Below are 23550 nucleotides of genomic sequence, written 5' to 3' on the forward strand. Positions count from 1 at the left end.
CGTCGGCGGCTAGGCGGACGCGACCGGCGCGACCACGTACGGATCGAGTTCCGCGACCTGACGGCGGAAGACCCGGACGTGCAGGCGGGTGCCGTCCTCGACGTAGTCCACCGACTCCACGGCGCCCGCGTCGTGCAGGGACGACACGAGGTCACCGCGGTCGTACGGGATCACGACCGTGAGGTCGACGTCCGGTTCGGGGAGCTGCGCCTCGATCGCGTCGAGGAGGTCCTGGATGCCCTCACCGGTGCGGGCCGACACGAACACCGCGTCCGGGACGAGTCCGACGAGCACGAGCCGCTGCGACTCGTCGATGAGGTCCGACTTGTTGAAGGCGACGATCTCGGGGATCTCCCGCGCGCCGACCTCGCCGATGACGTCCCGCACGGTGGCGAGCTGCGCGGCCGGGTCCGGGTGCGATCCGTCGACGACGTGCACGATGACGTCCGCGTCGCCGACCTCCTCGAGGGTGGAGCGGAACGCCTCGACCAGCTGGTGCGGCAGGTTCCGGACGAAGCCGACGGTGTCGGCGAACGTGTACTCGCGGCCCTGCTTGGAGTGGGTCCGGCGGACCGTCGAGTCCAGCGTCGCGAACAGCTGGTTCTGGACGAGCACGCCCGCGCTCGTCAGGCGGTTGAGCAACGACGACTTGCCGGCATTGGTGTAGCCGGCGATCGCGACGCTCGGCACCTCGTTGCGGTTGCGCTCGGCACGCTTCGCCTCACGCGCGGGGCGGAACGAGGCGATCTGCCGACGCAGCTTCGCCATCCGCGTGTGGATGCGGCGGCGGTCCAGCTCGATCTTCGTCTCACCGGGACCACGCGAGCCCATGCCCGCACCGCCGGAGACCTGACCACCGGCCTGCCGGGACATCGACTCACCCCAACCACGCAGCCGCGGGAGCAGGTACTCGAGCTGGGCCAGTTCGACCTGGGCCTTGCCCTCGCGGCTCTTGGCGTGCTGGCTGAAGATGTCGAGGATCACGGCCGTGCGGTCGATCACCTTCACCTTCACCACGTCCTCGAGCGCGCGGCGCTGGGACGGTGCGAGTTCGGTGTCCGCGATCACCGTGTCGGCACCCGTGGCCTTGACGATCATCGCGAGTTCCTCGGCCTTGCCCTTGCCGAGGTAGGTCGACGGGTCGGGCGTCGGGCGCCGCTGCAGGAGCCCGTCGAGCACGACCGCACCGGCCGTCTCGGCCAGGGCAGCGAGTTCACGCAGCGAGTTCTCGGCGTCGGCGGCATCGCCCTGCGGGTACACGCCGATGAGGACGACCTGCTCGAGCCGGAGCTGCCGGTACTCGACCTCGGTGACGTCCTCGAGTTCGGTGGAGAGACCGGCGACACGGCGGAGGGCCGCCCGGTCCTCCCGGTCGTACTGGTCGCCGTCGCCGTTCCAGGAACGGTCGTCGACGTCGCGCGTCTGGATCGCCTGCGCGGGGGCGAAGATGGAGGAGGTGGCTCGCGAGTCCGCGTTGCGCAGGACCCGCTCGACGACACCGGCAGCGCTGTCGTCAGTGGTGATGTGGTCGTTCTCTCGAGAGTCCGTCATGCTGCGCCCAGAGTACCCCCGCCACGCCCGGGACACACGGGGCCGACGGTACGGTTCTTCCATGGCGAACGAGCACTACTTCACCGCGAGCCCCTCGTCGGACAGCCGTGAACGACAGATCCACGTGACGCTCGCCGACCGCCCGCTGACCCTCACCACGGCGGCGGGCGTCTTCAGCCCCGACGGCCTCGACCGCGGCACCCGCGTGCTGCTCGGTTCCGTCCCGCCGCCCGCCGCCGAGGGAGCCCTGCTCGACGTCGGCTGTGGATGGGGTCCGATCGCGATCACCATGGCGCTCGAGTCACCGGACGCCGAGGTCTGGGGCGTCGACGTCAACGAACGCGTGCTCGGACTCGCGCGCGCCAACGCCGCGACCGCCGGTACGACCAACGTCACCGTGGCGCTGCCGGACGACGTCCCGGCCGATCTGCGCTTCCGGACGATCTGGTCCAACCCGCCGATCCGGGTGGGCAAGGACGAGCTGCACCAGATCCTGCTCACGTGGCTCCCCCGCCTCGAGGTCGGCGGCGACGCGTGGCTCGTCGTGTCGAAGGACCTCGGGGGCGATTCGCTGCAGCGGTGGCTCGGGGCGACACTGGGCGAGGGCTTCGAGGTGTCGCGGGCGTCGACGGACAAGGGGTTCCGCGTGCTGCGGGTGCGGCGCACGGGCGAGTAGGCGGGGCTGCGGGCAGCCGCAGCGCGGGAGGCGGCTGCGCGGCTGCGCCGCGATCGCACCGTGTCGCGGACGTAGCGTCACGCTCTGACGGGGCGCGATGTTCGTCAGGAGGCGCGAACCAGAGCCCGCACCGCACCGCACCGCCCCGCCGCGCCGAGCCCGCCCGCGCCGCGCACCCCGCGCCTCCACGGCCCGCCGGGCCGCACCGAGTTCAGACCGTCAGGTCCCCCGAGAACACGAGCTCCGCCGGACCGGACAGCGCGACGTGCTCGCCGTCCTCCGCAGCGAACATGCGCACCGTCACCACGCCGCCCGGCACGCGGACGCGCCAGGTGTCCGGCGCCCCGTTGCCCGCCCAGTACCGCGTCGCCAGCGCCGCCGCGACCGCACCCGTGCCGCACGACAGCGTCTCGCCGCTGCCACGCTCGTGGACCCGCATCGTGATCTGCCCCACGCCGTCCTGCACGAGGGGGTCGCCCGGGAGGACGAACTCCACGTTCGCACCGGCCACCGGCGCGGGGTCGAGCACGGGCACGTAGGTCAGGTCGAGGTCGGCGAGTTCGTCCTCGGTCGCGACCGCCACCACGACGTGCGGGTTGCCGACGTCGATGCCGAGGCCCGGGCGCGCGTTGTCGAGGTTCTTCGCGCGGACGAGCACGTCGTCCGCGCCGCCGCCCTCGATGCCCAGACCCCAGCGTCCGAGGTCCGCCGAGAAGCCGTTCGTGGTGCGCTGGATGTCGACGAGCCCCTTCCGGCTGCCCACCGTGAGCGTCTCGCCCGGCGCCAGGTCGACCAGTCCGGACTCGGTGAGGTAGCGGGCGAACACCCGGATGCCGTTGCCGCACATCTCGGCGACCGTGCCGTCGGCGTTGTGGTAGTCCATGAACCAGGTCGCGTCGGGGTCCTCGGCGAGGAGCGTCTGCCCCTCCGGCAACGACTCGGACCGCACTGCGCGGATGACGCCGTCGCCGCCCACACCGAAACGCCGGTCGGCGATGGCGCGGATGCGGTCCGGAGTCAGGTCGACCGTCGCGTCCGGGTCGGCGAACAGGACGAAGTCGTTGCCGGTCCCCTGGCCCTTGGTGAAGTGCAGCTCGGTCACGGGACGATCCTACGGGCCGTCTCCCTGAGCGAGGACCGGTCGGCCCCGGTGACGTCGAGCACCTCGGCCTCGGTGTAGCGACGGAACCACGACACCTGGCGGCGGGCGTACTTGCGCGTCGCGATCGCCGTGGCCTCGACGGCGTCGTCCACCGTCGTCTCACCACGGAGGACCTCGAGCGCCTGCGAGTACCCGATCGCAGCCCGGGCGGTCCGTCCCTGCTCGAGGCCCCGCTCGCGGAGCTCGCGGACCTCGTCGACGAGCCCGGCGTCGAACATGCGTGCGGCCCGCTCGTGGAGGCCGGCGACCAGCTGGTCACGATCGCGGTGCAACCGCAGGATCCGTGCCGGACGCCAGGCCCGAGGGGCGGACGGGAGGCGCGGGGTGACGACCTCGGCTCGGCTCGCGATCTCGAGTGCGCGGATGAGGCGACGTGGGTTGCGGGCGTCGATCGTCGTGGCCGCTGCGGGGTCGAGCGTCCGGAGCCGTTCGAGCAGGATGCCGGGTCCGAGTTCGGCGTGCTCGCGCTCCAGCCGAGCACGGAGTTCGGGGTCGGTGCCCGGGAACGCGAGGTCGAACAGGACGGCGGACACGTACAACCCGCTGCCGCCGACGAGCACGGCGACGGCGCCGCGGTCGTGGATGGCGCTGATGTCGGCACGGGCGTCGCGCTGGTACGCGGCGACACTGGCCTCGTCGGTGACGTCGAGCACGTCGAGCTGGTGGTGCGGGATCCCGCGGCGTTCCTCGACGGAGAGCTTCGCCGTGCCGATGTCCATGCCGCGGTACAGCTGCATGGCGTCGGCGTTGACGATCTCGGCGGACCGGCCCGCTGCGCCCAGGCGTTCGGCGATCGCGATTCCGAGGTCGGACTTGCCCGTGCCGGTCGCCCCGACGACGGCGATCAGTCCGACGTCGTGCGGGTCACCGGGAACGGCCGCGTCGGCGCGAGCGTCAGCGCCCGACACGGAGGGTCGGCAGCCCGAGCGAGACCGGTCGGGGGCCGTCGGCGGCGGATGCGGGAGCGGGCACACCGCAGCTCTCGGCCTGCGCACGGTCCCACGCGTCACCCGCCCGGGTACGACGGATCCGCAGGGGTCCGTCGTTGTCGGCGATGAGGAAGTGCGGCGCACTCCGGGTGACCTCGACCGTGACGACGTCGCCCGGACGAGGGACCTCGGACTGCTCGGGCACGGCGAAGTGCACGAGCCGGGAGTCCTCCGCCCGACCGGACAGCCGTCGGGTCTCGTCGTCCTTCTTGCCCTCCCCCGTCGCGACGAGGACCTCGATGCTGCGCCCGACCTGCTTCGCGTTCTCCTCCGCCGTGATGCGCTCCTGCAGGGCGGTGAGCCGTTCGTACCGCTCCTGCACGACGTGCTTCGGGAGCTGCTCGTCCATGGTGGCCGCGGGGGTGCCCGGACGGATCGAGTACTGGAACGTGAACGCCGACGCGAAGCGCGACTGCTCGACGACGCGCAGGGTGTCCTCGAAGTCCTCGTCCGTCTCGCCGGGGAAGCCCACGATGATGTCCGTGGAGATCGCCGCGTGCGGGATCTTCGCCCGCACGCGATCGAGGATGCCGAGGAACCGCTCGCTCCGGTAGCTCCGACGCATCGCCTTGAGGATGCGGTCCGAGCCGGACTGCAGCGGCATGTGGAGCTGCGGCATGACGTTCGGGGTCTCGGCCATCGCATCGATCACGTCGTCGGTGAAGGCCGCCGGGTGCGGGCTCGTGAACCGGACGCGCTCGAGGCCCTCGATCTGCCCCGCGGCCCGGAGCAGCTTGCCGAACGCCTGACGGTCGCCGAACTCGACGCCGTAGGAGTTGACGTTCTGCCCGAGCAGCGTGACCTCGATCGCGCCGTCGTCGACGAGCGCCTGGATCTCGGCGAGGACGTCGCCCGGCCGGCGGTCCTTCTCCTTGCCGCGCAGCGACGGCACGATGCAGAACGTGCACGTGTTGTTGCAGCCCACGGAGATGGACACCCAGCCGCTGTGGGTCGAGTCACGCTTCGTCGGCAGTGTCGACGGGAACACGTCGAGCGATTCGAGGATCTCGATCTGCGCTTCGTCGTTGTGCCGGGCGCGCTCGAGCAGCGTCGGGAGCGATCCCATGTTGTGCGTGCCGAACACGACGTCGACCCACGGCGCCTTCTCGAGGATGACGTTCTTGTCCTTCTGCGCCAGGCACCCGCCGACGGCGATCTGCATGCCCGGGTGCTCGCGCTTGATGCCGGCGAGGTGGCCGAGGTTGCCGTACAGACGGTTGTCCGCGTTCTCGCGCACGGCGCAGGTGTTGATGACGACGACGTCCGCCTGGGCGCCGTCGGCCGCGATGTACCCGGCGGCCTGGAGCGAGCCGCTCAGACGCTCGGAGTCGTGCACGTTCATCTGGCACCCGTAGGTGCGGACTTCGTAGGTGCGGGGGCGCGCTGCGACGGTGGCCATGGTCGTCCCAGTGTAAAACCGTCGAGCGCTACTCGAAGCGCACGGTTCCGCGGGACCCACCGGGGCCCCGGCCGCCGCCGCCGAGGGCGCGCTCGACCGCGATCCGGACGACCCCGCCGTTGTAGCCCTTGCGCATGAGGAAGCCCGAGAGCCGCCGTTCCGCCGTGGCCCGATCGAGCCCACGCAGCTGGCCGGCACGCTTCGCCGCGAGCTCGACGGCCCGGACGAACTCGTCGTCCTCGTCGTCGGCGGCGGCGTCGAGCGCCGCATCGATCGCGGCCGGGTCGATGCCACGGCGCCGGAGCTCCGCGACCACACGCTGGCGCCCGAGGCCCTTCCGCGAGTGCAGACGGTCGACCAGGTCGGTCGCGAGCGCGACGTCGTCCAGCAGGCCGACACGGGTGAGCCGCTCGATCTCGTACTCGACGACGTCCGCGTCGAGGTCGTTCCCCGTCAGCAGGTCCCGCAACTCGGACTCGCTCACGCCCTTGCGTCCGAGCGCCCGCATGCTCAGCCGCTCGGCATCCGCGCGCTGCTCGTCGACGGGGCGTGGCGCGTCGGCCGGGTCGATCTCCGTGCCGCCGTCGATCGCGAACACCGAGGCGGTGGCGGCGTCGGCCGTGCCGTCCTCGTCGTAACCGGGACGTTCCGCGCGGGCGCTCCGGCCCGTGCCGTCGCCGACGACGGGCGAGAGCCACTCCGCCTGCGCTCGGGGCGCACGGAGCGGGAGCGGAACCGGCGCGTCTGCATCGGCGTCACCCGGCGCCGCGACGTCCGGACCCGCGGAGTCCGGCGCGCTGCCGCCGGTCGCGTTCGCAGCAACGCCGGACGACGGGGGGCGGCGACGGGACCGCGCACCGAACAGGTCGGTGACCGGTGCGAGGTCCTCGTCGCCGTCGTGCTCGGTCGTCACGCGCCCTTGCGCTCCGCGATCTTCGGGGCGATCGAGTCGACTGGCGCGTCGGCAGCCTCGACCTGGGCACCGCCGACACCGAGCTTGGCGAGGATCTTGCCCTCGATCTCGGCCGCGATCTCCGGGTTCTGGATGAGGAAGGAGCGCGAGTTCTCCTTGCCCTGGCCGAGCTGGTCGCCGTCGTAGGTGTACCAGGCGCCCGACTTCTTGACGATGCCGTGGTCGACACCGAAGTCGAGCAGCGAGCCCTCTCGCGAGATGCCCGTGCCGTACAGGATGTCGAACTCGGCCTGCTTGAACGGCGGTGCCATCTTGTTCTTGACGACCTTGACGCGGGTGCGGTTGCCGACGGCGTCGGTGCCGCTCTTCAGCGTCTCGATGCGACGGATGTCGAGACGGACGGACGCGTAGAACTTGAGCGCCTTACCGCCGGCGGTGGTCTCCGGGCTGCCGAAGAACACGCCGATCTTCTCGCGCAGCTGGTTGATGAAGATCATCGTGGTCTGCGTCTGGTTGAGCCCACCGGCCAGCTTGCGGAGCGCCTGCGACATGAGTCGTGCCTGGAGGCCGACGTGCGAGTCGCCCATCTCGCCCTCGATCTCGGCGCGGGGCACGAGCGCCGCGACGGAGTCGACGACGACGAGGTCGATGGAGCCGGACCGGACGAGCATGTCCGCGATCTCGAGCGCCTGCTCACCCGTGTCCGGCTGGGACACGAGCAGGGCGTCGATGTCGACACCGAGCTTCTTCGCGTACTCCGGGTCGAGCGCGTGCTCAGCGTCGATGAACGCCGCGATGCCCCCGGCACGCTGGGCGTTGGCGATGGCGTGGAGCGTCAGGGTCGTCTTACCCGACGACTCCGGCCCGTAGATCTCGATGATGCGACCACGCGGGAGTCCCCCGATGCCGAGCGCGACGTCGAGCGCGACCGAACCGGTGGGGATGGTGGCGACGGGGGCCCGCTCGTCCGAGCCGAGGCGCATCACGGTGCCCTTGCCGAACTGGCGGTCGATCTGGGCGAGAGCGGTCTCGAGGGCCTTCTCGCGGTCCTGGGGTGATGGCATGGGGTGCTCCTTCGTGCTCGGTGTCGGCCGCCTGTAGGCTGTCGCGTCCACCCCGGCCGGTGGTGCAGGGCCGGTGCTTCTGCGACAAGGCTTCGGGCTGTTCCCGATGACTTCGAACCTAGAGCGGGCCACCGACATCACTGCCCCTGGCCGCGCGATCTGTGGACGACTTCCCCGGACAGCTCCGCTGTGGAGGAAGCTACCACCGATCGAACACGCGTTCGAGCAACACGCCGAACAGAGTTTCGGGTGAGGCCCGACCGCTCGGCACGGTCAGCCGCGCGGCTCGGCAAGCCCCTTGCCGTGCCGCTTGTCGAGCGGGACGTCCTGCGAATCGCAGAGCGCCTCCCACACCCGCCGCGCGTCGATACCGGCGTCGAGGGCCTCGGCCGCCGATCGTCCGCCCAGCTCCTCGAGCACGACGTCGCGACTGACGACCGCGCCGTACGCCTCGCCGAACACCTGGTCGACGGCTCGCCAGAACTCACTCACGCGCATCGTTCCAGCGTAGCCACGACACCACTCGCCGAACGACGGACGCCCCCGCTGGCGAACCAGCGGGGGCGTCCGGAGCGGTGGTGTCAGCGCACCGCGAGGTCGTTGTCGAACTCGGCGACGAGGTCGTCGGGCAGCGTGTCGGGGACCGGGGTGAGCCCCTCCACGACCGCGAGCCGGTCACCGACCTCACGCATGATGGTCGAGATGGGAGTGTCCAGCGCGTCCGCGACGGACGCGAGGATCTCCGAGCTGGCTTCCTTCTGCCCGCGCTCGACCTCACTGAGGTACCCGAGAGCGACGCTGGCCTTGGACGCGACCTGACGGAGGGTCCGGCCCTTCTGCAAGCGGAAGTCTCGCAGGACGTCGCCGATCTCCTGACGAACGAGAACCATGAGAACTCCTCCTCTCTGTCGTCTCCGCGCCCGCTCGGTCCGGTTGGCCGAGTTCGGGTTCAGCAACAGTAGCGTTGCCGGTTGCAGCATGCTAGCCACGCCGGCTGCCGTACCGCTGGAGATTGCGTGAGATGTAACCCAGTGGAAACGGGACCTATTCCCGGCCTCGGATCGTGGACGACATCCGTGCCAGGAGTTCGGAGACGGTCGCGTGACGGATTGCATCGCGGTCACCGTCGAGGTGCAACTCGTGGGCGGAAGCACCATCGGCGTTCGCGATGCCCACGAACACGGTGCCCACGGCCTTGCCGTCCTGCGGGTCCGGACCGGCCACCCCGGTCGTGCTGATGCCCCACGTGGCCGGTGCACCGTCGATGCTGAGCGCGGTCCGGACGCCCGTCGCCATCTGGCGCGCGACCTCGGGGTCGACGGCACCGTTGGTCTCCAGCAGCTCCGCGGAGACCCCGAGCAGCTCGTGCTTGACGGGCGTCGCGTAGGCCACGATGCCGCCCCGCACGACGGCGCTCGCTCCCGGGACGTCGACGAGCGTCGCCACGACGAGCCCGCCGGTCAGCGACTCCGCGACCGCGATCGTCTCGCCGCGTGCGGTGAGCTCCGCGATGAGGCCGGGTGCGATCGGGACGGGAGGCGCGGCTCCGGTCGGGCGGTCGTCGTCCGTCACGAGGTGGTCCGGTTGTGCTTCCATGCCTGCCACAGGTAGTCGGCACCGCTCAGGATCGTTGCCAGGAACGCTGCGGTCATGAGGATGCCGTTGACCCAGTGCGCCCAGTCGCCGACGAGGTTCCACCACGGGAACAGCGCGGCGGTCAGGGCGACGGCCTGCAGCACGGTCTTGATCTTCCCGCCACGGCTCGCGGGGATCACCCGGTCGGAGAGCACGGCGAACCGGAACACCGTGATGCCGATCTCGCGCACCATGATGAGCACCGTCACGTACCAGGGCAGCTCGTGGAGCACGGACAGCGCCACGAGGGCTCCCCCGATGAGGACCTTGTCCGCGATCGGGTCGACGAGCTTGCCGAAGTCCGTCACGAGGTTCTGCCGGCGCGCGATGATGCCGTCCGCGCTGTCCGTGACGATGGCGACGACGAACACCACCGCGGCCCAGATGCGCAGCGGACCGTCGTGTCCGGCGTCCGCGAGCAGCAGCACGAAGAACAGCGGCGCCATGAGGATGCGCACGACCGTGATGATGTTCGCGACGTTGCCCGTCGACGCCGGGCCCGGGCCCTTCCGCAGGAGACGACCTCGCCACGGGAAGCGAGCGCCGTGTGCGGTGTCCGTGCTGTCCGAGGCGGTCATCGCACTCACTCCCTGCCCGTCAGTCCCCACGCGTCCTCATCGGGCTCGTCATCGACCTCATCGTACCCGCGGGTCATGTCGGCCACCGGATCGGCACCGTACCGGTCCCCGCCGTCGTCGGTCGGCGGAGGCGTCGGGGCCGGGGCCGCCGGCGGCTCCTCGCCGCGGAGCTTCGCGAGCACGGCCGGCAGCTGGTCCGCGGTGACGAGCACGTCACGCGCCTTCGACCCCTCGGACGGGCCGACGATGTCGCGGGACTCCATGAGGTCCATGAGTCGACCGGCCTTGGCGAACCCGACCCGGAGCTTGCGCTGGAGCATCGAGGTCGAGCCGAACTGCGTCGACACGACCTGCTCGACGGCGGCGAGCAGCAGCTCGAGGTCGTCGCCGATGTCCGCGTCGATCTCCTTGCGCTCCACCACGGCCTGGACGTCCTGGCGGTACTCCGGGCGGGCCTGGCGGGTGACGTGCTGGACGACCTCCGCGACCTCGCTCTCCTGCACCCATGCGCCCTGCACGCGGAGCGACTTGGACGAGCCCATCGGCAGGAAGAGTGCGTCACCCTGCCCGATGAGCTTGTCCGCGCCGGGCTGGTCGAGGATGACCCGGGAGTCGGTGACGCTCGTGACCGCGAACGCGATCCGCGACGGCACGTTCGCCTTGATGAGCCCGGTGATGACGTCGACCGACGGCCGCTGCGTCGCGAGCACGAGGTGGATGCCCGCGGCACGCGCGAGCTGGGTGATGCGGACGATCGACTCCTCGACGTCGCGCGGGGCGACGAGCATGAGGTCCGCGAGCTCGTCGACGACGACCAGCAGGTACGGGTACGGCTTGAGCTTCCGCTCGCTGCCGGCGGGCAGCACGATCTCGTTGTTCTCGATCGCCTTGTTGAAGTCGTCGACGTGACGGAACCCGAACGACGCGAGGTCGTCGTACCGCATGTCCATCTCCTTCACGACCCACTGCAGCGCCTCGGCCGCCTTCTTCGGATTCGTGATGATGGGGGTGATGAGGTGCGGCACACCGGCGTAGATGGAGAGCTCCACGCGCTTCGGGTCGACGAGGACCATGCGGACCTCGGACGGCTTCGCGCGCATGAGCAGCGACGTGATCATCGAGTTGATGAAGACCGACTTGCCGGAGCCCGTGGAACCAGCCACGAGCAGGTGCGGCATCTTCGCCAGGTTCGCGACGACGAAGCCGCCCTCGACGTCCTTGCCGACCCCGATCGTCATCGGGTGCTTCGACTTGCGCGCGGCGTTCGACCGGAGCACGTCGCCGAGCGAGACCGTCTCGCGGTCGGTGTTCGGGATCTCGACGCCGATCGCGCTCTTGCCCGGGATGGGCGAGAGGATGCGGACCTCGTTCGAGGCGACGGCGTACGACAGGTTCTTCGACAGCGCCGTGACGCGTTCGACCTTCACGCCCGGGCCGAGCTCGATCTCGTAGCGCGTCACCGTCGGCCCGCGCGAGAAGCCGGTCACCTTCGCGTCGACCTTGAACTCGGTCAGCACCCCGGTGATCGCCGCGACGATGTCGTCGTTCGCCTGGCTGCGCGCGACCGACGGCGAGCCGGAGCTCAGCGTGCTGGCGGCCGGCAGCCGGTACGGCGCGGACGGGTCCTCGTCGGCGGCGGTCGCGGACGGGAGTGCGTCCTCCGCCTCGACCTGCTCGCCCACCGGGTCGTCCTCCGCCAGGGACGGAGAGACCACCGGGGACACCGCCTGGTCCGGACGGGTCACCCCGGCCGCTGCGGGTCGCTCGGGCACGGCGGTACCGAAGTCACGGAGCGCCTGCTCGGCGACCTCGAGGTCCTGCTCCACGGAGTCGTTGAGGTTGACCGAACCCGGCTCGGCAGGGGTGTGGTCGATGAGCCCCGCCGCTGCCCCGGCGTTCGGGCTCGCGGACGGCGCGGGCGGGACGGTCGCGGTCGCCCCGCTGATGACCGGGCTGTCGTACGCCGGGTCTTCCTCGCGGCCGGACTTGTTGCGGCGCCACCACGGGATCGTGCCCTCGGCGTCGCCTTCCGACTGCGCCTCGTCCTCGCCGAACCCGAGGTCGTCGAACAACGGGAAGTCGCCGTCGCCCTTCCCGCCGCGCTTCTTCGTGGTCCGGGAACGGGGAGCGGGCGCGTCCGCCGGGGCGTCCTCGCCCACCTCGGCGGCGGGAGCGGGGGCGCCGAACAGGTACGCGTAGAGCTCGTGGAGACGACGGCCGAGCTTGTTCGGCGGCGTCTTCGTGATGATGAACAGCGACAGCACGAGCAGCACCACCGCGACGGGCACCGCCACCCAGGCCGTGGCGATCGTGACGAGCCACCCGATGACGACCCAGCCGATGACGCCGCCCGCAGCCGCGAGGGCCGGCATGCCGTCGGCCGCGACCGGGCGACCGCCGAAGACGTGGCAGAGCGACGAGATGGACACGAGCAGGAGCCCGAGGCCGATCCCGATGCGGGTGTTGTCGTGCACCGATGCGGGGTGCCGGAAGAGCCACCCCGCGAACACGACCATGATCACCGGGAGCGCGAACGCCAGACGCCCGAACAGCCCGCCGAACGTGTACGCGTCGAGCGCCACCGACACGGAGTTCGTCGGGTTGAGCCACTCGACGACGGCGCCGGCGATCGCGAGGACGAACAGCAGGAACGGGAATCCGTCTCGCCGTTGGTCCTTCTCGAGGGTCTCCTTGCCGAGCAGCCGGAACACCGCCCCGACGCCGTGCGCCATGCCCAGCCACGCGGTCACGAGCGGACTCTGCTCGCGGAACACCGGTGTCGGTGCGGCCTGCGGCAGCTTCTTCGTGGTGGCCTGGGTGCGCGACGTCCCGCGCGTCCCGCTCCCACGGGACGACGAGGACGCGCGCGAGCGCGTGGTCGACTTGGTGCCTCCGGCCATGGGCAGAACCCTATTCCCCACACAGGACAAACCGAGGAAGGCCCGCCGCAGCGTCCGGTACGGACGTGGGGCGGGCCTCCTGGACGGGGTGCGCGCGAGCGCTACGCCTCGATGACCACCGGGACGATCATCGGACGACGACGGTGCTTGGTGTTCACCCAGCGGCCGACCGTGCGGCGGACCACCTGGCTGAACGCGTGCCCGTCGCGGGTGCCGTTGGCGGCCGCCTCGGACAGCGCCTTCGCGATCTGCGGTCGGACGTCGTCGAAGACCGACTCGTCCTCGGCGAAGCCGCGCGACTGGATCTCCGGGCCGATCACGCACTGCCCCGTGGTGAAGTCCACGGCGCAGAAGATCGAGATGAAGCCCTCTTCCGCCAGGACACGGCGGTCCTTGAGGTCGGCGTCGGTGATCTCGCCGACGGTCGAGCCGTCGACGTACACGTACCCGACGTCCAGCTGCCCGGCGACCGTGGCCACGCCGTCCTTGAGGTCGACGACGATGCCGTCCTGCCCGAGGATCACGTTGCGCGGCGGCACGCCCGTCTGGATCGCGAGGTCGGCGCTGGCGTACAGGTGGCGGTGCTCACCGTGCACGGGCAGCACGTTGCGCGGCCGGAGGATGTTGTAGCAGTAGAGGAGTTCGCCGGCGGAGGCGTGTCCGGAGACGTGCACCTTCGCGTTGCCCTTGTGCACGACCTTCGCGCCGAGCTTCGTCAGCCCGTCGATGACCCGGTAGACGGCGTTCTCGTTCCCGGGGATGAGCGAGGACGCGAGGATGACGGTGTCGCCCTCGCCGATCTCGATCTGGTGCTCGAGGTTGGCCATGCGCGCGAGCACGGCCATCGGCTCGCCCTGGGACCCCGTCGACATGTAGACGATCTGGTCGTCGGGGACGTTCTTCGCCTTCTTGGTGTCGATGAGGACGTCGTCGGGCACCCGGAGGTAGCCGAGCTCGGCGGCGATGTTCATGTTGCGGATCATCGAGCGGCCCATGAACGCGACCTTGCGGTTCGCGGCGGCCGCGGCGTCGAGGACCTGCTGGACACGGTGCACGTGGGACGAGAAGCTCGCCACGACGACCTTCTTGCGGGCGCGCGTGATGATGTTCTCGAGGACGGGTCCGATGTCGCGCTCGGGCGCCGTGAAGCCCGGCACGTCGGCGTTCGTCGAGTCCGGCAGGAACAGGTCGACGCCCTGCTCGCCGAGCCGGGCGAAGGCACGGAGGTCCGTGATGCGGTCGTCCAGCGGGAGCTGGTCCATCTTGAAGTCGCCCGTGTGCAGGACCCGACCGGCGGGCGTCGTGATCGCCACGGCGAGGGCGTCCGGGATCGAGTGGTTCACCGCGACGAACTCGAGGTGGAACGGGCCGAGCTGCTCGGTCTGGTCCTCCTGGACGACCAGCGAGTACGGCTTGATCCGGTGTTCCTTGAGCTTCGCCTCGACCAGGGCCAGCGTCAGCGTGGAGCCGATCAGCGGGATGTCGTCCCGGAGCTTGAGGAGGTACGGGACGGCGCCGATGTGGTCCTCGTGACCGTGCGTCAGCACGACCCCGAGGACGTCGTCGAGGCGGTCCCGGATCGGCGCGAAGTCCGGCAGGATGAGGTCGACGCCCGGCTGGTGCTCCTCGGGGAAGAGCACGCCGGCGTCCACGATGAGCAGCTTGCCCTCGTACTCGTAGACGGTCATGTTGCGACCGATCTCGCCGAGTCCCCCGACGGGGACGACGCGGAGGGTGCCGGGTTCGAGCGGCTGCGGTTCGGAGATCTGTGTGGGCATTCGGTCCTACGGATTCGGGCGACGCACTGCTGCGCCGCGTGTTCGTCTAGCGGGTGGTGCCTGGCACCTTCGGTAGCGCGCCGCCGGCCGCTGCGTTGCGGTCCGGGCGGAAGTTGGAGAAGTCGGCGCCCGGGATGTCACGGACGGCCTCGAGCGAGGTCTCGATGGCGTAGGCCTCGGAGTCCTCGGGGCCGACGAGCGGCAGACGGACGCGCGGGCTGCCGATCCGGCCGAGCCCGTGCAGGATGTACTTCGCTGCGACGGTGCCCGGCACGTGCGTCATGACGGCGCGGACGAGCGGCTCGACGCGCTTGTGCTCGGCGGTCGCCGTCGCGAGGTCGCCGCGGTTCACGGCGTCGACGATGGTGCGGTACGGCCTGCTCGTGATGTTCGCCGTCACGCCGATGAGCCCGGTGGCGCCGATCGACAGGTGCGGGAGCACGTTCGTGTCGTCGCCCGAGAAGTACATGAGGTCGGTGTTGTTCAGCACGCGGGACACCTCGGCGAAGTCGCCCTTGGCGTCCTTGACCGCGAGGATGTTCGGGTGGTGCGAGGCGCGCACGATCGTCTCGTACGTGATCGGGATGCCCGTGCGACCGGGGATGTCGTAGAGGATCACCGGCAGGTCGGTGGCGTCGGCGATCATCCGGAAGTGCGTGAGGACACCGGCCTGGGTCGGCTTGTTGTAGTACGGCGTGACGATCATCACACCGTCTGCGCCGGCCCGTTCGCTCTGCTTGTAGAGGTGGATGGCGTGCGCGGTCTCGTTCGAGCCGCCGCCGGTGATGATCTTCGCGCGGCCCGCGGCGACGGACTTGCCGACCTCGACCAGGCGCAGCTTCTCGGGGTCGGTGAGGGTGGACGTCTCACCGGTGGTGCCGGTGACCACGATGCCGTCGGCGCCGGCGGTGATGCAGTCGTCGATGTGCTGCTCGACGCCGGGCCAGTCGACCTCGCCGTCAGCGGTGAACGGGGTCACGAGGGCGACGAGGACCTGGCCGAAGGGATTCTCACGCGTGGACACGGGCACCAGCGTACCGGGGATGCGCGCATCGGCCGCCGTCCGCGTGGACGGTCACCGGCCTGGAGGCGCGGCTCGACCCCGGCGGGCGCGCTGCGGCCAGCGCGCTGGTCGCGTCCGGATCGAACCACCTTCCCGACGTCGAACCGACTCCGGGGGCTGGTGCGATGTCGGGAACGCGGTTCGACGTCGTCGGGACCGCCGTCGCGCGGGCTACCCTCGGCGGCGCCACTCCAGGAAGCGGTAGCGGGTACCGCCGTTCCGGGACTCCTGCCACGGGCCCTCGTCGACGAGCGCCCACGCGTCGTCGAACGTCGGCGCCACCGTGTCACCGGTGACCTCGACGTCGACCACCGTCTCCGACACGCGGTCGGCGAAGGACATCCCCGCCGCGTACACCTGCCCACCGCCGATGATCCACACGGGCTCGTCCGTGTCGAGCGCCGTCGCGAGGTCGCGCACCACCTCGGCACCGTCGGCAGCCCAGTCGTCGTCGCGGGTGAGCACCACGTTGCGTCGCCCCGGCAGCGGCCGGAAGCGCTCCGGCAGCGACTCCCACGTCCGGCGTCCCATCACGACGGTGGCGTCGCCGGTGACCTGCCGGAAGTGCGCGAGGTCTTCCGGGACGTGCCAGGGCATCCCGCCGTCGGCCCCGATCACGCCGTTCGTCGAGCGCGCCCAGACCATCCCGACGCCGCGCACGGGTTCGGACCAGGGCATCAGACGGCGACCGCGGCCCGGATCGCCGGGTGGTGGTGGTAGCCGTGCACGGTGAAGTCCTCGTACTCGTAGTCGTCGATCGAGTCGCGCGGGGCGAGCTCGAGCGTCGGCAGCGGGTAGGCCGTGCGGGTCAGCTGCTCCTCGACCTGCTCGACGTGGTTGTCGTAGATGTGGCAGTCGCCACCGGTCCACACGAAGTCACCGACACCGAGCCCGGTCTGCGCGGCGATCATGTGGGTGAGCAGCGCGTACGAGGCGATGTTGAACGGGACGCCGAGGAACATGTCCGCGCTGCGCTGGTAGAGCTGGCACGAGAGCTTGCCGTCGTTGACGTAGAACTGGAAGAACGCGTGGCACGGGGCGAGCGCCATGTCCGGCACGTCGGCGACGTTCCACGCCGAGACGATGAGGCGACGGGAGTCCGGGTTCGTCCGGATCTGCTCGATGACCTGCGCGATCTGGTCGACGTGCTCCCCCGACGGCGTCGGCCAGGAACGCCACTGCACGCCGTACACCGGGCCGAGGTCGCCGTCCTCGTCCGCCCACTCGTTCCAGATCCGGACCCCGTGCTCCTGCAGCCAGCGGGCGTTGCCGTCGCCGCGGAGGAACCAGAGCAGTTCGTACGCCACCGACTTGAAGTGCACGCGCTTCGTCGAGACGAGCGGGAAGCCCTGCGACAGGTCGTACCGGAGCTGCGCGCCGAAGAGGCTGCGGGTGCCCGTGCCGGTGCGGTCGCCCTTCGGAGCACCTTCTTCGAGGACGCGCCGGAGCAGGTCCTCGTAGGGGGTCGCGACGGAGGGGTCGGGCTGCACGGTCTCGCTGTCGGTCACGGCAGCAGCCTAGACGCCACCCCCGACCGACCGCAGCCGGCGTGTCCTGTCCCCCGCGCCTCCAGACTGCGCCAGTAGCGTGGCGACCAGGAGGCCCACATGACGGAACAGCCGCTCTCGATCCTGGTGGCCGGCGCGTCCGGCTTCATCGGCACGCCCCTGGTCCGCGCGCTGCGCGGTGCCGGGCACCACGTCTCGACGCTCGTCCGGCGCGAGCCGCACACCGCGACCGAGTTCCGGTGGTCCCCCGGCACCCGACCACTGGACCCGGCGATCCTCGACGGTGCCGACGTGGTGGTGAACCTCGCCGGAGCGAACATCGGCAAGCTGCCCTGGACCGAGACGTACAAGCAGGAGATCCTCCGCTCACGGGTGGACGCCACCGAGACCCTCGTCGAGGCGATGCGGCACGCCTCCGTGCCACCGGCGCTGTTCCTCTCGGGGTCGGCCTCCGGCGTCTACGGCGACCGTCCCGCCGACGTGCTGCACGACGACGCGCCGGCCGGCACGGGCTTCCTCGCCGAGGTGTGCACGGCGTGGGAAGCGGCCGCGAACGCCGCGCCCGAGGGCGTCCGCGTCATCACGCTCCGGACCGGCATCGTCGTCGGGAAGGGCGGCGGGGCGCTCGCGCCGCTCGTCCCGCTCACGAAGGCCGGGCTCGGCGGTCGCCTCGGCACCGGCGGGCAGCACTGGCCGTGGATCGCGCTCGAGGACGAGGTCGGCGCGATCGTGCACCTCGCGACGGCGGCCCCGGACGTCCGTGGTCCGGTGAACCTCGCCGGGCCGGAGGCCGCGGTGGCGGACCGCATCACGCACCGCGTCGCGGAGGACCTGCACCGGCCGTACCTGTTCCGGATCCCGGAGTTCGCGCTCCGGCTGCTCCTCCAGCAGGCGGCCGACGAGATGCTGCTGTCGAGTCAGCAGATGGTGCCGACGAAGCTGCTCGAGTCCGGCTACACGTTCCGGTACACCCGCGCGGAGGACGCGGTGGACGCCGTCTTCTGACCGACGGGAGGCGCGGCTCAGCTGCTCCGGGACCGACCGCCCGTCATGCGCGCCCTGGTGAGCGCTTCGCGCATCGCCGCCCGCGCCCGCTTGCGGTCACCGGCGGCGTCGTACACGACACCGAGCCGGTACCAGCCGCGCCAGTCCGTCGGGTCCGACTCGACCGCGGCCTTGTACCGCGGGAAGAGCTCGTCCGCCGCTTCGCGCGTCGGCCGCCCCGACGGTCGTACGGCGACGACGTCCGCCGGTGCGCCGCCCTCGGCCTCGAGTCGTGCGCCGAGCCGGGTGATGCGCAGCCCGAACCGGAACTCGAGCACGAGCAGGAGTGCACCGATCGCGGCGACGACGAACAGCGCGACGCCGATGCCGATGCCGATCGGGATGCCCGTCGCGATGAAGGCCACCGCCCGCTGACCGACCAGCACGATGTACAGCGCGAGGAGCACGGCCATGAGGGCGGCTCCCCAGAACGGCGATCGGAGCGTGGAGCGCACGACGGTCAGCCGATGCCGAGCACGGAGCCGAGCCCGACCGTGAGCCCGCGCATCGAGCCGACGGCGGAGAGGGCCGCGCGGATGCCGGCGAGGTACGCCACGTCGTCGTTCGTGTCGTGGCGGATCGTCAGGGTCTCGCCGGGGCCGCTCAGCACCACGTCCTGCACCGCCTTCACCCCGGGCAACCGGAGCGAGTGGACGGGGACGCTGGCGACCTGCTGGCCGCGGGCGCGCTGGTCGACGTGCGGGGCGTCGACCGGGCCGACCTCGCGCCGGGCGTCGGCGATCAGTTCGGCCGTGCGCACGGCGGTACCGGACGGGGAGTCGATCTTCCCGGCGTGGTGCGTCTCGACGATCTCGACGGCCGGGAACCACGGCGCGGCGATGGTCGCCAGGTGGGTGCCGAGCACGGAGCCGACCGAGAAGTTCGGGACCACGAAGACGCCCTGGTCCGGACGCGCCTCGAGCCCGGCCCGGAGCTTCGCGAGACGGTCGCCGGACCAGCCGGAGGTCCCCACCAGCACGTTCGCGCCGCTCGCGAGGGCGTTGTCGACGATCGCGGGGCTGAGCGCGGGGACGGTCACGTCGACCACGACGGCCGCTCCGCCGAACACCGAGGGGTCGGCCTCGTGCGCACCGTCCTTCGAGGACAGGCTCGCGACGAGCTCGAACCCGGGCAGTTCCTCGACGACGGAGGCCACAAGGCCCCCGAGACGACCGGTGGCGCCGACGACGGCGACGGGAGTGACCATGCCCACCATCCTAGGATCGACACATGACGCTCGAGGTCAGGACGGTACCGGCCGACGCACCGGAGGTCGACGCGCTGCTGGACGCCTACCTCGATGAGCGTGCGGCGACGTTCCCGAGTGCGCAGGGCAGCTACGCACGCAAGCGCGCCCCCGCCGCGGAGTTCACCGATCCGGACGGCGTGTTCGTCGTGGCGTACGACGACGACCGGCCGGTCGGGTGCGGCGGTCTCCGGCGGATCCCGGACGACGGGGCGGACGTCCGGTTCGAGGTCAAGCACGTGTACGTCGCGCCCGAGGGCCGCGGCGCCGGGGTGGCGACCCGGGTGATGGACGTGCTCGAGGACCGTGCCGTGGCGCTCGGTGCGACCGCGGTGGTCCTCGACACGAACGACTCGCTCGTCGCCGCGGGCGCGATGTACCGCAGCCGGGGCTACGAGCGCGTGCAGCCGTTCAACGACAACCCGAACGCGAACGCCTGGTACCGCAAGCCGGTCCGCTGACGGCTCGGGCCGGCGATCAGACCGGCTGGTCGACCGGCAGGCCCGTGCGGAGCTCCACCGGGAGGTGCGCCAGGTCGTTCAGCGCGACCACCTCGGCGGGCTTGGCCGACCGGATGCGGATGATCGTCAGCGACGTGTGGGCGACGTTCGTGCCCATCCAGCGCCACTCGGGTGCCTGGAATGCTTCGCGCACGAACCACCCGATGACGGCGTTGTGCGTGATGAGGAGGTCGTGGCGGTCCTCGCGCGCGGGGGTGAACCACTCGGCCACGGCGTCGCCCATCTGGGCCTGGCCGGCGACGATCTCCTCTTCCGTGATGCCGCCGTACCAGCCCTGGTAGGCGTGCGGCATGTCCGGCGTCGGGCCGGAGGGGATGCAGTCGAAGAGGAGCGTGGACGGCTCCGGCTGGATCGCCGGCAGTCGCTGGGCGAGGAACGACGCGGTCTCGCTCGGGGCTTCGAGCGGGGAGTGGTACACGCCGTCGAAGGGCACGCCGCCGAGCCGGTCGGCGACGAGCATCGCCTGCCGCTTGCCGCGCTCGGAGAGCTTGCCGTCCCGCAGTCCGTGCTCGGCGTCCTGGTGCTCGCCGTGCCGGACGAGGTAGAGGTAGTGCGACACGTCCGTCACCCCCCGATCCCGATCGCTGCCGCGAGCTCGTCCTGCTGCACCGCGCCGACCACGGAGGTGATCGCGGGGCGGGTGAGGAGGTCCCTGGAGAGTTCGAGGACGTCGTCCGTCGTGACACGGTCGACCCGCTCGAGCGCGGTGGCGAGGTCGGTGAACTCGCCCGTGCCGAGCTCGGACCGGCCGAGGCGGGTCATGCGCGCGTCGGAGTCCTCGAGCGAGAGCGTGAGCGCACCCTCGATCTGCCCCTTGGCGCGGCGGAGCTCGTCGTCGGTGATGCCGTCGTCGACCATCCGCCGGAACTCGGCGTCGATGATCTCGACGACGCCGGCGACGTTGTCGGGGGCGCACCCGGCGTAGACACCGAACGCGCCGTTGTCGAGGTAGGCGGGCGCGAACGAGCTGACGGCGTAGGCGAGACCGCGGCGCTCGCGGACTTCCTGGAAGAGGCGGGAGCTCATGCCACCGCCGAGCACGGCGTTGAGCACGCTGAGGACCGGACGACGTTCGTCACGGAGGTCGAGGCCCTGCGAGCCGCGGAGCATGCTGACCTGTTCGGTCGGGCGGTGCACGACGGAGAGCTTCGGCACGGCGGGGTCGGCGACGGGCTCGGGCGTGCGCCGGGCCAGCGGCGAGGCCTTCGGGGCACCCTGGAACACCGCTTCGACGAGGTCGCAGAAGTGGTCGTGGTCGATGGCTCCGGCCGCGGTGACCACGATGCCGTTCGGTGCGTAGTGCTCGTGGTAGTGCGCGAGGACCTCGTCGCGCTGCACGGCGCGGATGCTCTCCGGCGTGCCACCGATCGGTCGGCCGAGGGCGTGCCCGTCGAAGGCCGCAGCGAAGAAGGCCTCGCCCGCGACGTCGGCGGGGTCGTCGGCCGCCATCGCCAGTTCTTCGAGGATCACGCCGCGCTCGACGTCGAACGCGGCGGGGTCGAGCACCGAGCCGGTCACCATGTCACCGATGACCGCGACCGCCATCGGCACGTCGGCGTCCCGGACGCGCGAGTAGTAGCACGTGTACTCCTTCGCCGTGGCCGCGTTGTGTTCGCCGCCCACGGAGTCGAAGGAGATCGCGATGTCGAGGGCCGAGCGGGTCGCCGTGCCCTTGAACAGGAGGTGTTCGAGGAAGTGCGTCGAGCCGTACTGCCCCTCGCGCTCGTCGCGGGAACCGACGCCCACCCAGAACCCGAGGCTCGTCGAACTCGCTCCGGGCATGGCCTCCGTGAGGACCCGCACGCCGGACGGGAGGACGGATCGGCGGACGAAGGCGCCCCCGGACGTCAGGAACGACGTGTCCGGGGCCTCGAGCGGCAACGGCACTGGGTGGTTCATCGCAGACGAGCCTACTGATCCGCGACGGCCGCTCGCCCAGTTTCCACAGGCCCACACGATGTCACTCGAAGTGGGGTACAGCAGAGGAGGATAGAAAGACTCGTCTGTCTGTCCTCCTTGTGGTACAGTGGTTGCACCGGATCGGAAGCCCCCCTAGATTCCGATCCGGTGGCTCGGGACATCAGTCCTACGCGGCACACGAGTCCCCCCGCTCCGCCGCGGAGCCGATGAGTCCAAGGAGCCACGCTGTGACGGTCGATTCCCCCCAACCGGCCGTCCAGCGTCTCCCTGGCCCGAGCGCGAACCTCGCGTCGCCGGACGGGTCGAGCGTCCCCCCGGCTCCCCGCTCCGGCGGCGCGAAGGTCCGCATCCTCGACACCGCGACGCGCCTCTTCTACGAGGAGGGCATCCACGGCGTCGGCGTCGACCGTCTCATCTCCGAGGCGAGCGTCACGAAGGCGACGTTCTACAAGCACTACGGGTCGAAGGACAACCTGATCCTCGCCTACATCCGCGCACAGCACGAACGCGTGCAGCAGCGGATGGAACAGCTCATCGCCGGCGCCGCAACCCCGGACGACGCCGTGCGCGCCTGGGTCGACGCCCTCGCCGACGAGGTGAACGAATCCGAGTTCCGCGGGTGCGCGTTCCTGAACGCGGCCGCCGAGTACCACGACCCGCGCGACCCCGTGCGCGAGGTCGTCGCGATGCACCGCGACTGGTACACGGAGCGGCTGGCCGACCTGCTGCAGGCAGCCGGGCACGCGCTGCCGGGCGACGGTGCCGACGAACTCATGCTCGCGCGCGACGGGGCCATGTCCGGCGCGTACGCCGGCGACGCCATCGCAGCCACCGCGGCCCTCGGCCGCGTCGTGGAGCGCGTGCTCGCCTCCTGACGCACCGGACACGCACCGGGTGACCGGATGACGGTCGGGAGGCGCGGGTCGGCCCCGAACCGCGCCTCCCGTCCGCACGTCGGCACCGAGCGACGACCGAGGCTGCGGGTGTTGGGTGGAGGCATGGCCAACCACCCCAACTGGAACCTCCCCGAGGTGCCCACCTTCACCCTGACGAGCCCCGACTTCGCCGACGGGGGCGTGCTCCCGACGTCCGCCCGCGGCGCCGACGTCGGCGGCGAGGACCGCTCCCCCGCGCTCGAGTGGTCCGGAGCCCCCGAGGGCACGAAGAGCTTCGTGCTGACGGTCTACGACCCCGATGCGCCCACCGGCTCCGGCTTCTGGCACTGGGCCGTCACGGACATCCCGGCGTCCGTCAGCTCTCTGCCTGCGGGAGCGGGCACGGACGACGCGCTCCTGCCGGCCGAGGCGCTCCGACGTCGCAACGAGTTCGGGACGGACACGTTCCTCGGTGCCGCCCCGCCCGCCGGACACGGTCCGCACCGCTACTTCTTCACGCTGAGCGCGCTCGACGTCCCCGTCCTCGAGGCTCCGGCCGACGCGACCCCCGCGGTCGTCGGGTTCGTCCTGCGCGAGCACCTGCTCGGGCGCGCCCAGCTCGTCGGCATCCAGGAGACGCCCGCCGCCTGAGCAGGGCGCGCGTGGCGATCCCGAAACGGCGAACGGCCGCCGCCCCGGAAGGGACGGCGGCCGTTCGTGCGTCAGGA

The 23550-nt window shown here is 71.2% G+C and carries 24 protein-coding genes; 5 read left to right on the forward strand and 19 right to left on the reverse strand.

Annotated features, from left to right (window positions below; genetic code table 11):
• Nucleotides 1-9: 9 nt before the first annotated feature.
• On the reverse strand, nt 10-1551 hold the full coding sequence (gene hflX, locus ACTJKO_RS09805) for a GTPase HflX (RefSeq protein WP_440688134.1): 1542 nt from the start codon (nt 1549-1551) through the stop codon (nt 10-12).
• 61 nt (nt 1552-1612) lie between these two features.
• Between hflX and ACTJKO_RS09810 the strand changes: the two genes are divergently transcribed.
• Nucleotides 1613-2227, forward strand: a complete 615-nt coding sequence (locus tag ACTJKO_RS09810; RefSeq protein ID WP_440688136.1) for a class I SAM-dependent methyltransferase — start codon at nt 1613-1615, stop codon at nt 2225-2227.
• A gap of 211 nt (nt 2228-2438) precedes the next feature.
• On the opposite strand, the gene dapF is transcribed toward ACTJKO_RS09810, so the two are convergent.
• The 14 genes from dapF to ACTJKO_RS09880 form a co-directional block, all read right to left on the reverse strand.
• On the reverse strand, nt 2439-3329 hold the full coding sequence (dapF, locus tag ACTJKO_RS09815; RefSeq protein WP_440688138.1) for a diaminopimelate epimerase: 891 nt from the start codon (nt 3327-3329) through the stop codon (nt 2439-2441).
• Nucleotides 3326-4297 carry a tRNA (adenosine(37)-N6)-dimethylallyltransferase MiaA gene (miaA, locus tag ACTJKO_RS09820; protein ID WP_440688140.1) on the reverse strand — a complete coding sequence of 324 codons (972 nt, stop codon included), beginning with the start codon at nt 4295-4297 and terminating at the stop codon, nt 3326-3328. The genes dapF and miaA overlap by 4 nt, the downstream gene beginning before the upstream one ends.
• The gene (miaB, locus tag ACTJKO_RS09825) at nt 4284-5777 is read right to left on the reverse strand and encodes a tRNA (N6-isopentenyl adenosine(37)-C2)-methylthiotransferase MiaB (protein ID WP_440688142.1); all 1494 of its coding nucleotides are present in this window, start codon (nt 5775-5777) and stop codon (nt 4284-4286) included. The genes miaA and miaB overlap by 14 nt, the downstream gene beginning before the upstream one ends.
• Nucleotides 5778-5805: 28 nt before the next feature.
• Complete coding sequence (locus ACTJKO_RS09830) at nt 5806-6690, reverse strand: RecX family transcriptional regulator (protein ID WP_440688144.1); 885 nt, start codon at nt 6688-6690, stop codon at nt 5806-5808.
• Complete coding sequence (gene recA, locus ACTJKO_RS09835) at nt 6687-7754, reverse strand: recombinase RecA (RefSeq protein ID WP_440688146.1); 1068 nt, start codon at nt 7752-7754, stop codon at nt 6687-6689. Before recA ends, ACTJKO_RS09830 begins: the two co-directional genes overlap by 4 nt.
• A gap of 273 nt (nt 7755-8027) precedes the next feature.
• Nucleotides 8028-8252, reverse strand: a complete 225-nt coding sequence (locus tag ACTJKO_RS09840; protein ID WP_440688148.1) for a DUF3046 domain-containing protein — start codon at nt 8250-8252, stop codon at nt 8028-8030.
• An 83-nt stretch (nt 8253-8335) separates the two neighbouring features.
• Nucleotides 8336-8644, reverse strand: a complete 309-nt coding sequence (locus ACTJKO_RS09845) for a helix-turn-helix domain-containing protein (RefSeq protein WP_058742950.1) — start codon at nt 8642-8644, stop codon at nt 8336-8338.
• Between the two features lie 154 nt (nt 8645-8798).
• A complete protein-coding gene (locus ACTJKO_RS09850) occupies nt 8799-9350 on the reverse strand; it encodes a CinA family protein (RefSeq protein ID WP_440688150.1) in 552 nt (183 codons plus the stop codon).
• Nucleotides 9323-9976, reverse strand: a complete 654-nt coding sequence (gene pgsA, locus ACTJKO_RS09855) for a CDP-diacylglycerol--glycerol-3-phosphate 3-phosphatidyltransferase (protein ID WP_440688152.1) — start codon at nt 9974-9976, stop codon at nt 9323-9325. Before pgsA ends, ACTJKO_RS09850 begins: the two co-directional genes overlap by 28 nt.
• Complete coding sequence (locus tag ACTJKO_RS09860; RefSeq protein ID WP_440688154.1) at nt 9973-12867, reverse strand: DNA translocase FtsK; 2895 nt, start codon at nt 12865-12867, stop codon at nt 9973-9975. The genes pgsA and ACTJKO_RS09860 overlap by 4 nt, the downstream gene beginning before the upstream one ends.
• Nucleotides 12868-12968: 101 nt before the next feature.
• Complete coding sequence (locus ACTJKO_RS09865; RefSeq protein ID WP_440688156.1) at nt 12969-14645, reverse strand: ribonuclease J; 1677 nt, start codon at nt 14643-14645, stop codon at nt 12969-12971.
• 46 nt (nt 14646-14691) lie between these two features.
• Complete coding sequence (dapA, locus tag ACTJKO_RS09870) at nt 14692-15669, reverse strand: 4-hydroxy-tetrahydrodipicolinate synthase (protein WP_440688158.1); 978 nt, start codon at nt 15667-15669, stop codon at nt 14692-14694.
• 210 nt (nt 15670-15879) lie between these two features.
• Nucleotides 15880-16386, reverse strand: coding sequence for a dihydrofolate reductase (locus tag ACTJKO_RS09875; RefSeq protein WP_440688160.1), 507 nt, complete (start codon nt 16384-16386; stop codon nt 15880-15882).
• On the reverse strand, nt 16386-17216 hold the full coding sequence (locus ACTJKO_RS09880) for a thymidylate synthase (RefSeq protein WP_440688162.1): 831 nt from the start codon (nt 17214-17216) through the stop codon (nt 16386-16388). Before ACTJKO_RS09880 ends, ACTJKO_RS09875 begins: the two co-directional genes overlap by 1 nt.
• Nucleotides 17217-17315: 99 nt before the next feature.
• On the opposite strand from ACTJKO_RS09880, the gene ACTJKO_RS09885 reads away from it, so the two are divergent.
• On the forward strand, nt 17316-18221 hold the full coding sequence (locus tag ACTJKO_RS09885) for a TIGR01777 family oxidoreductase (RefSeq protein ID WP_440688164.1): 906 nt from the start codon (nt 17316-17318) through the stop codon (nt 18219-18221).
• A 17-nt stretch (nt 18222-18238) separates the two neighbouring features.
• Here ACTJKO_RS09885 and ACTJKO_RS09890 read toward each other — a convergent pair whose 3' ends face one another.
• Nucleotides 18239-18715 carry a tetratricopeptide repeat protein gene (locus ACTJKO_RS09890; RefSeq protein ID WP_440688166.1) on the reverse strand — a complete coding sequence of 159 codons (477 nt, stop codon included), beginning with the start codon at nt 18713-18715 and terminating at the stop codon, nt 18239-18241.
• 5 nt (nt 18716-18720) lie between these two features.
• Nucleotides 18721-19467: a 4-hydroxy-tetrahydrodipicolinate reductase gene (locus ACTJKO_RS09895; protein WP_440688168.1), complete on the reverse strand. Its 747-nt coding sequence runs from the start codon at nt 19465-19467 to the stop codon at nt 18721-18723.
• A gap of 23 nt (nt 19468-19490) precedes the next feature.
• On the opposite strand from ACTJKO_RS09895, the gene ACTJKO_RS09900 reads away from it, so the two are divergent.
• Nucleotides 19491-19967, forward strand: coding sequence for a GNAT family N-acetyltransferase (locus ACTJKO_RS09900; RefSeq protein WP_440688170.1), 477 nt, complete (start codon nt 19491-19493; stop codon nt 19965-19967).
• Between the two features lie 16 nt (nt 19968-19983).
• On the opposite strand, the gene ACTJKO_RS09905 is transcribed toward ACTJKO_RS09900, so the two are convergent.
• On the reverse strand, nt 19984-20586 hold the full coding sequence (locus tag ACTJKO_RS09905) for a histidine phosphatase family protein (RefSeq protein ID WP_440688409.1): 603 nt from the start codon (nt 20584-20586) through the stop codon (nt 19984-19986).
• A gap of 5 nt (nt 20587-20591) precedes the next feature.
• Nucleotides 20592-21926 carry a M16 family metallopeptidase gene (locus ACTJKO_RS09910; protein WP_440688172.1) on the reverse strand — a complete coding sequence of 445 codons (1335 nt, stop codon included), beginning with the start codon at nt 21924-21926 and terminating at the stop codon, nt 20592-20594.
• A gap of 248 nt (nt 21927-22174) precedes the next feature.
• Between ACTJKO_RS09910 and ACTJKO_RS09915 the strand changes: the two genes are divergently transcribed.
• Nucleotides 22175-22822, forward strand: a complete 648-nt coding sequence (locus ACTJKO_RS09915) for a TetR/AcrR family transcriptional regulator (protein ID WP_440688174.1) — start codon at nt 22175-22177, stop codon at nt 22820-22822.
• Nucleotides 22823-22945: 123 nt separating this feature from the next.
• Entirely contained in the window at nt 22946-23473 is a 528-nt protein-coding gene (locus ACTJKO_RS09920) for a YbhB/YbcL family Raf kinase inhibitor-like protein (protein ID WP_440688176.1), read from the forward strand.
• Nucleotides 23474-23550: the final 77 nt, after the last annotated feature.

The sequence above is a fragment of the Curtobacterium sp. 22159 genome, from assembly GCF_052045775.1.
In the GTDB taxonomy this organism is placed as follows: Bacteria; Actinomycetota; Actinomycetes; order Actinomycetales; family Microbacteriaceae; genus Curtobacterium.

Bases quoted from the DNA above. Each gene is read 5' to 3' on its own strand.
- hflX (WP_440688134.1), bottom strand. From the start codon at position 1,551: ATGACGGACTCTCGAGAGAACGACCACATCACCACTGACGACAGCGCT.
- ACTJKO_RS09810 (WP_440688136.1), top strand. From the start codon at position 1,613: ATGGCGAACGAGCACTACTTCACCGCGAGCCCCTCGTCGGACAGCCGT.
- miaB (WP_440688142.1), bottom strand. From the start codon at position 5,777: ATGGCCACCGTCGCAGCGCGCCCCCGCACCTACGAAGTCCGCACCTAC.
- recA (WP_440688146.1), bottom strand. From the start codon at position 7,754: ATGCCATCACCCCAGGACCGCGAGAAGGCCCTCGAGACCGCTCTCGCC.
- ACTJKO_RS09840 (WP_440688148.1), bottom strand. From the start codon at position 8,252: ATGCGCGTGAGTGAGTTCTGGCGAGCCGTCGACCAGGTGTTCGGCGAG.
- ACTJKO_RS09845 (WP_058742950.1), bottom strand. From the start codon at position 8,644: ATGGTTCTCGTTCGTCAGGAGATCGGCGACGTCCTGCGAGACTTCCGC.
- ACTJKO_RS09850 (WP_440688150.1), bottom strand. From the start codon at position 9,350: ATGGAAGCACAACCGGACCACCTCGTGACGGACGACGACCGCCCGACC.
- ACTJKO_RS09860 (WP_440688154.1), bottom strand. From the start codon at position 12,867: ATGGCCGGAGGCACCAAGTCGACCACGCGCTCGCGCGCGTCCTCGTCG.
- ACTJKO_RS09865 (WP_440688156.1), bottom strand. From the start codon at position 14,645: ATGCCCACACAGATCTCCGAACCGCAGCCGCTCGAACCCGGCACCCTC.
- ACTJKO_RS09875 (WP_440688160.1), bottom strand. From the start codon at position 16,386: ATGCCCTGGTCCGAACCCGTGCGCGGCGTCGGGATGGTCTGGGCGCGC.
- ACTJKO_RS09885 (WP_440688164.1), top strand. From the start codon at position 17,316: ATGACGGAACAGCCGCTCTCGATCCTGGTGGCCGGCGCGTCCGGCTTC.
- ACTJKO_RS09895 (WP_440688168.1), bottom strand. From the start codon at position 19,467: ATGGTCACTCCCGTCGCCGTCGTCGGCGCCACCGGTCGTCTCGGGGGC.
- ACTJKO_RS09900 (WP_440688170.1), top strand. From the start codon at position 19,491: ATGACGCTCGAGGTCAGGACGGTACCGGCCGACGCACCGGAGGTCGAC.
- ACTJKO_RS09910 (WP_440688172.1), bottom strand. From the start codon at position 21,926: ATGAACCACCCAGTGCCGTTGCCGCTCGAGGCCCCGGACACGTCGTTC.
- ACTJKO_RS09920 (WP_440688176.1), top strand. From the start codon at position 22,946: ATGGCCAACCACCCCAACTGGAACCTCCCCGAGGTGCCCACCTTCACC.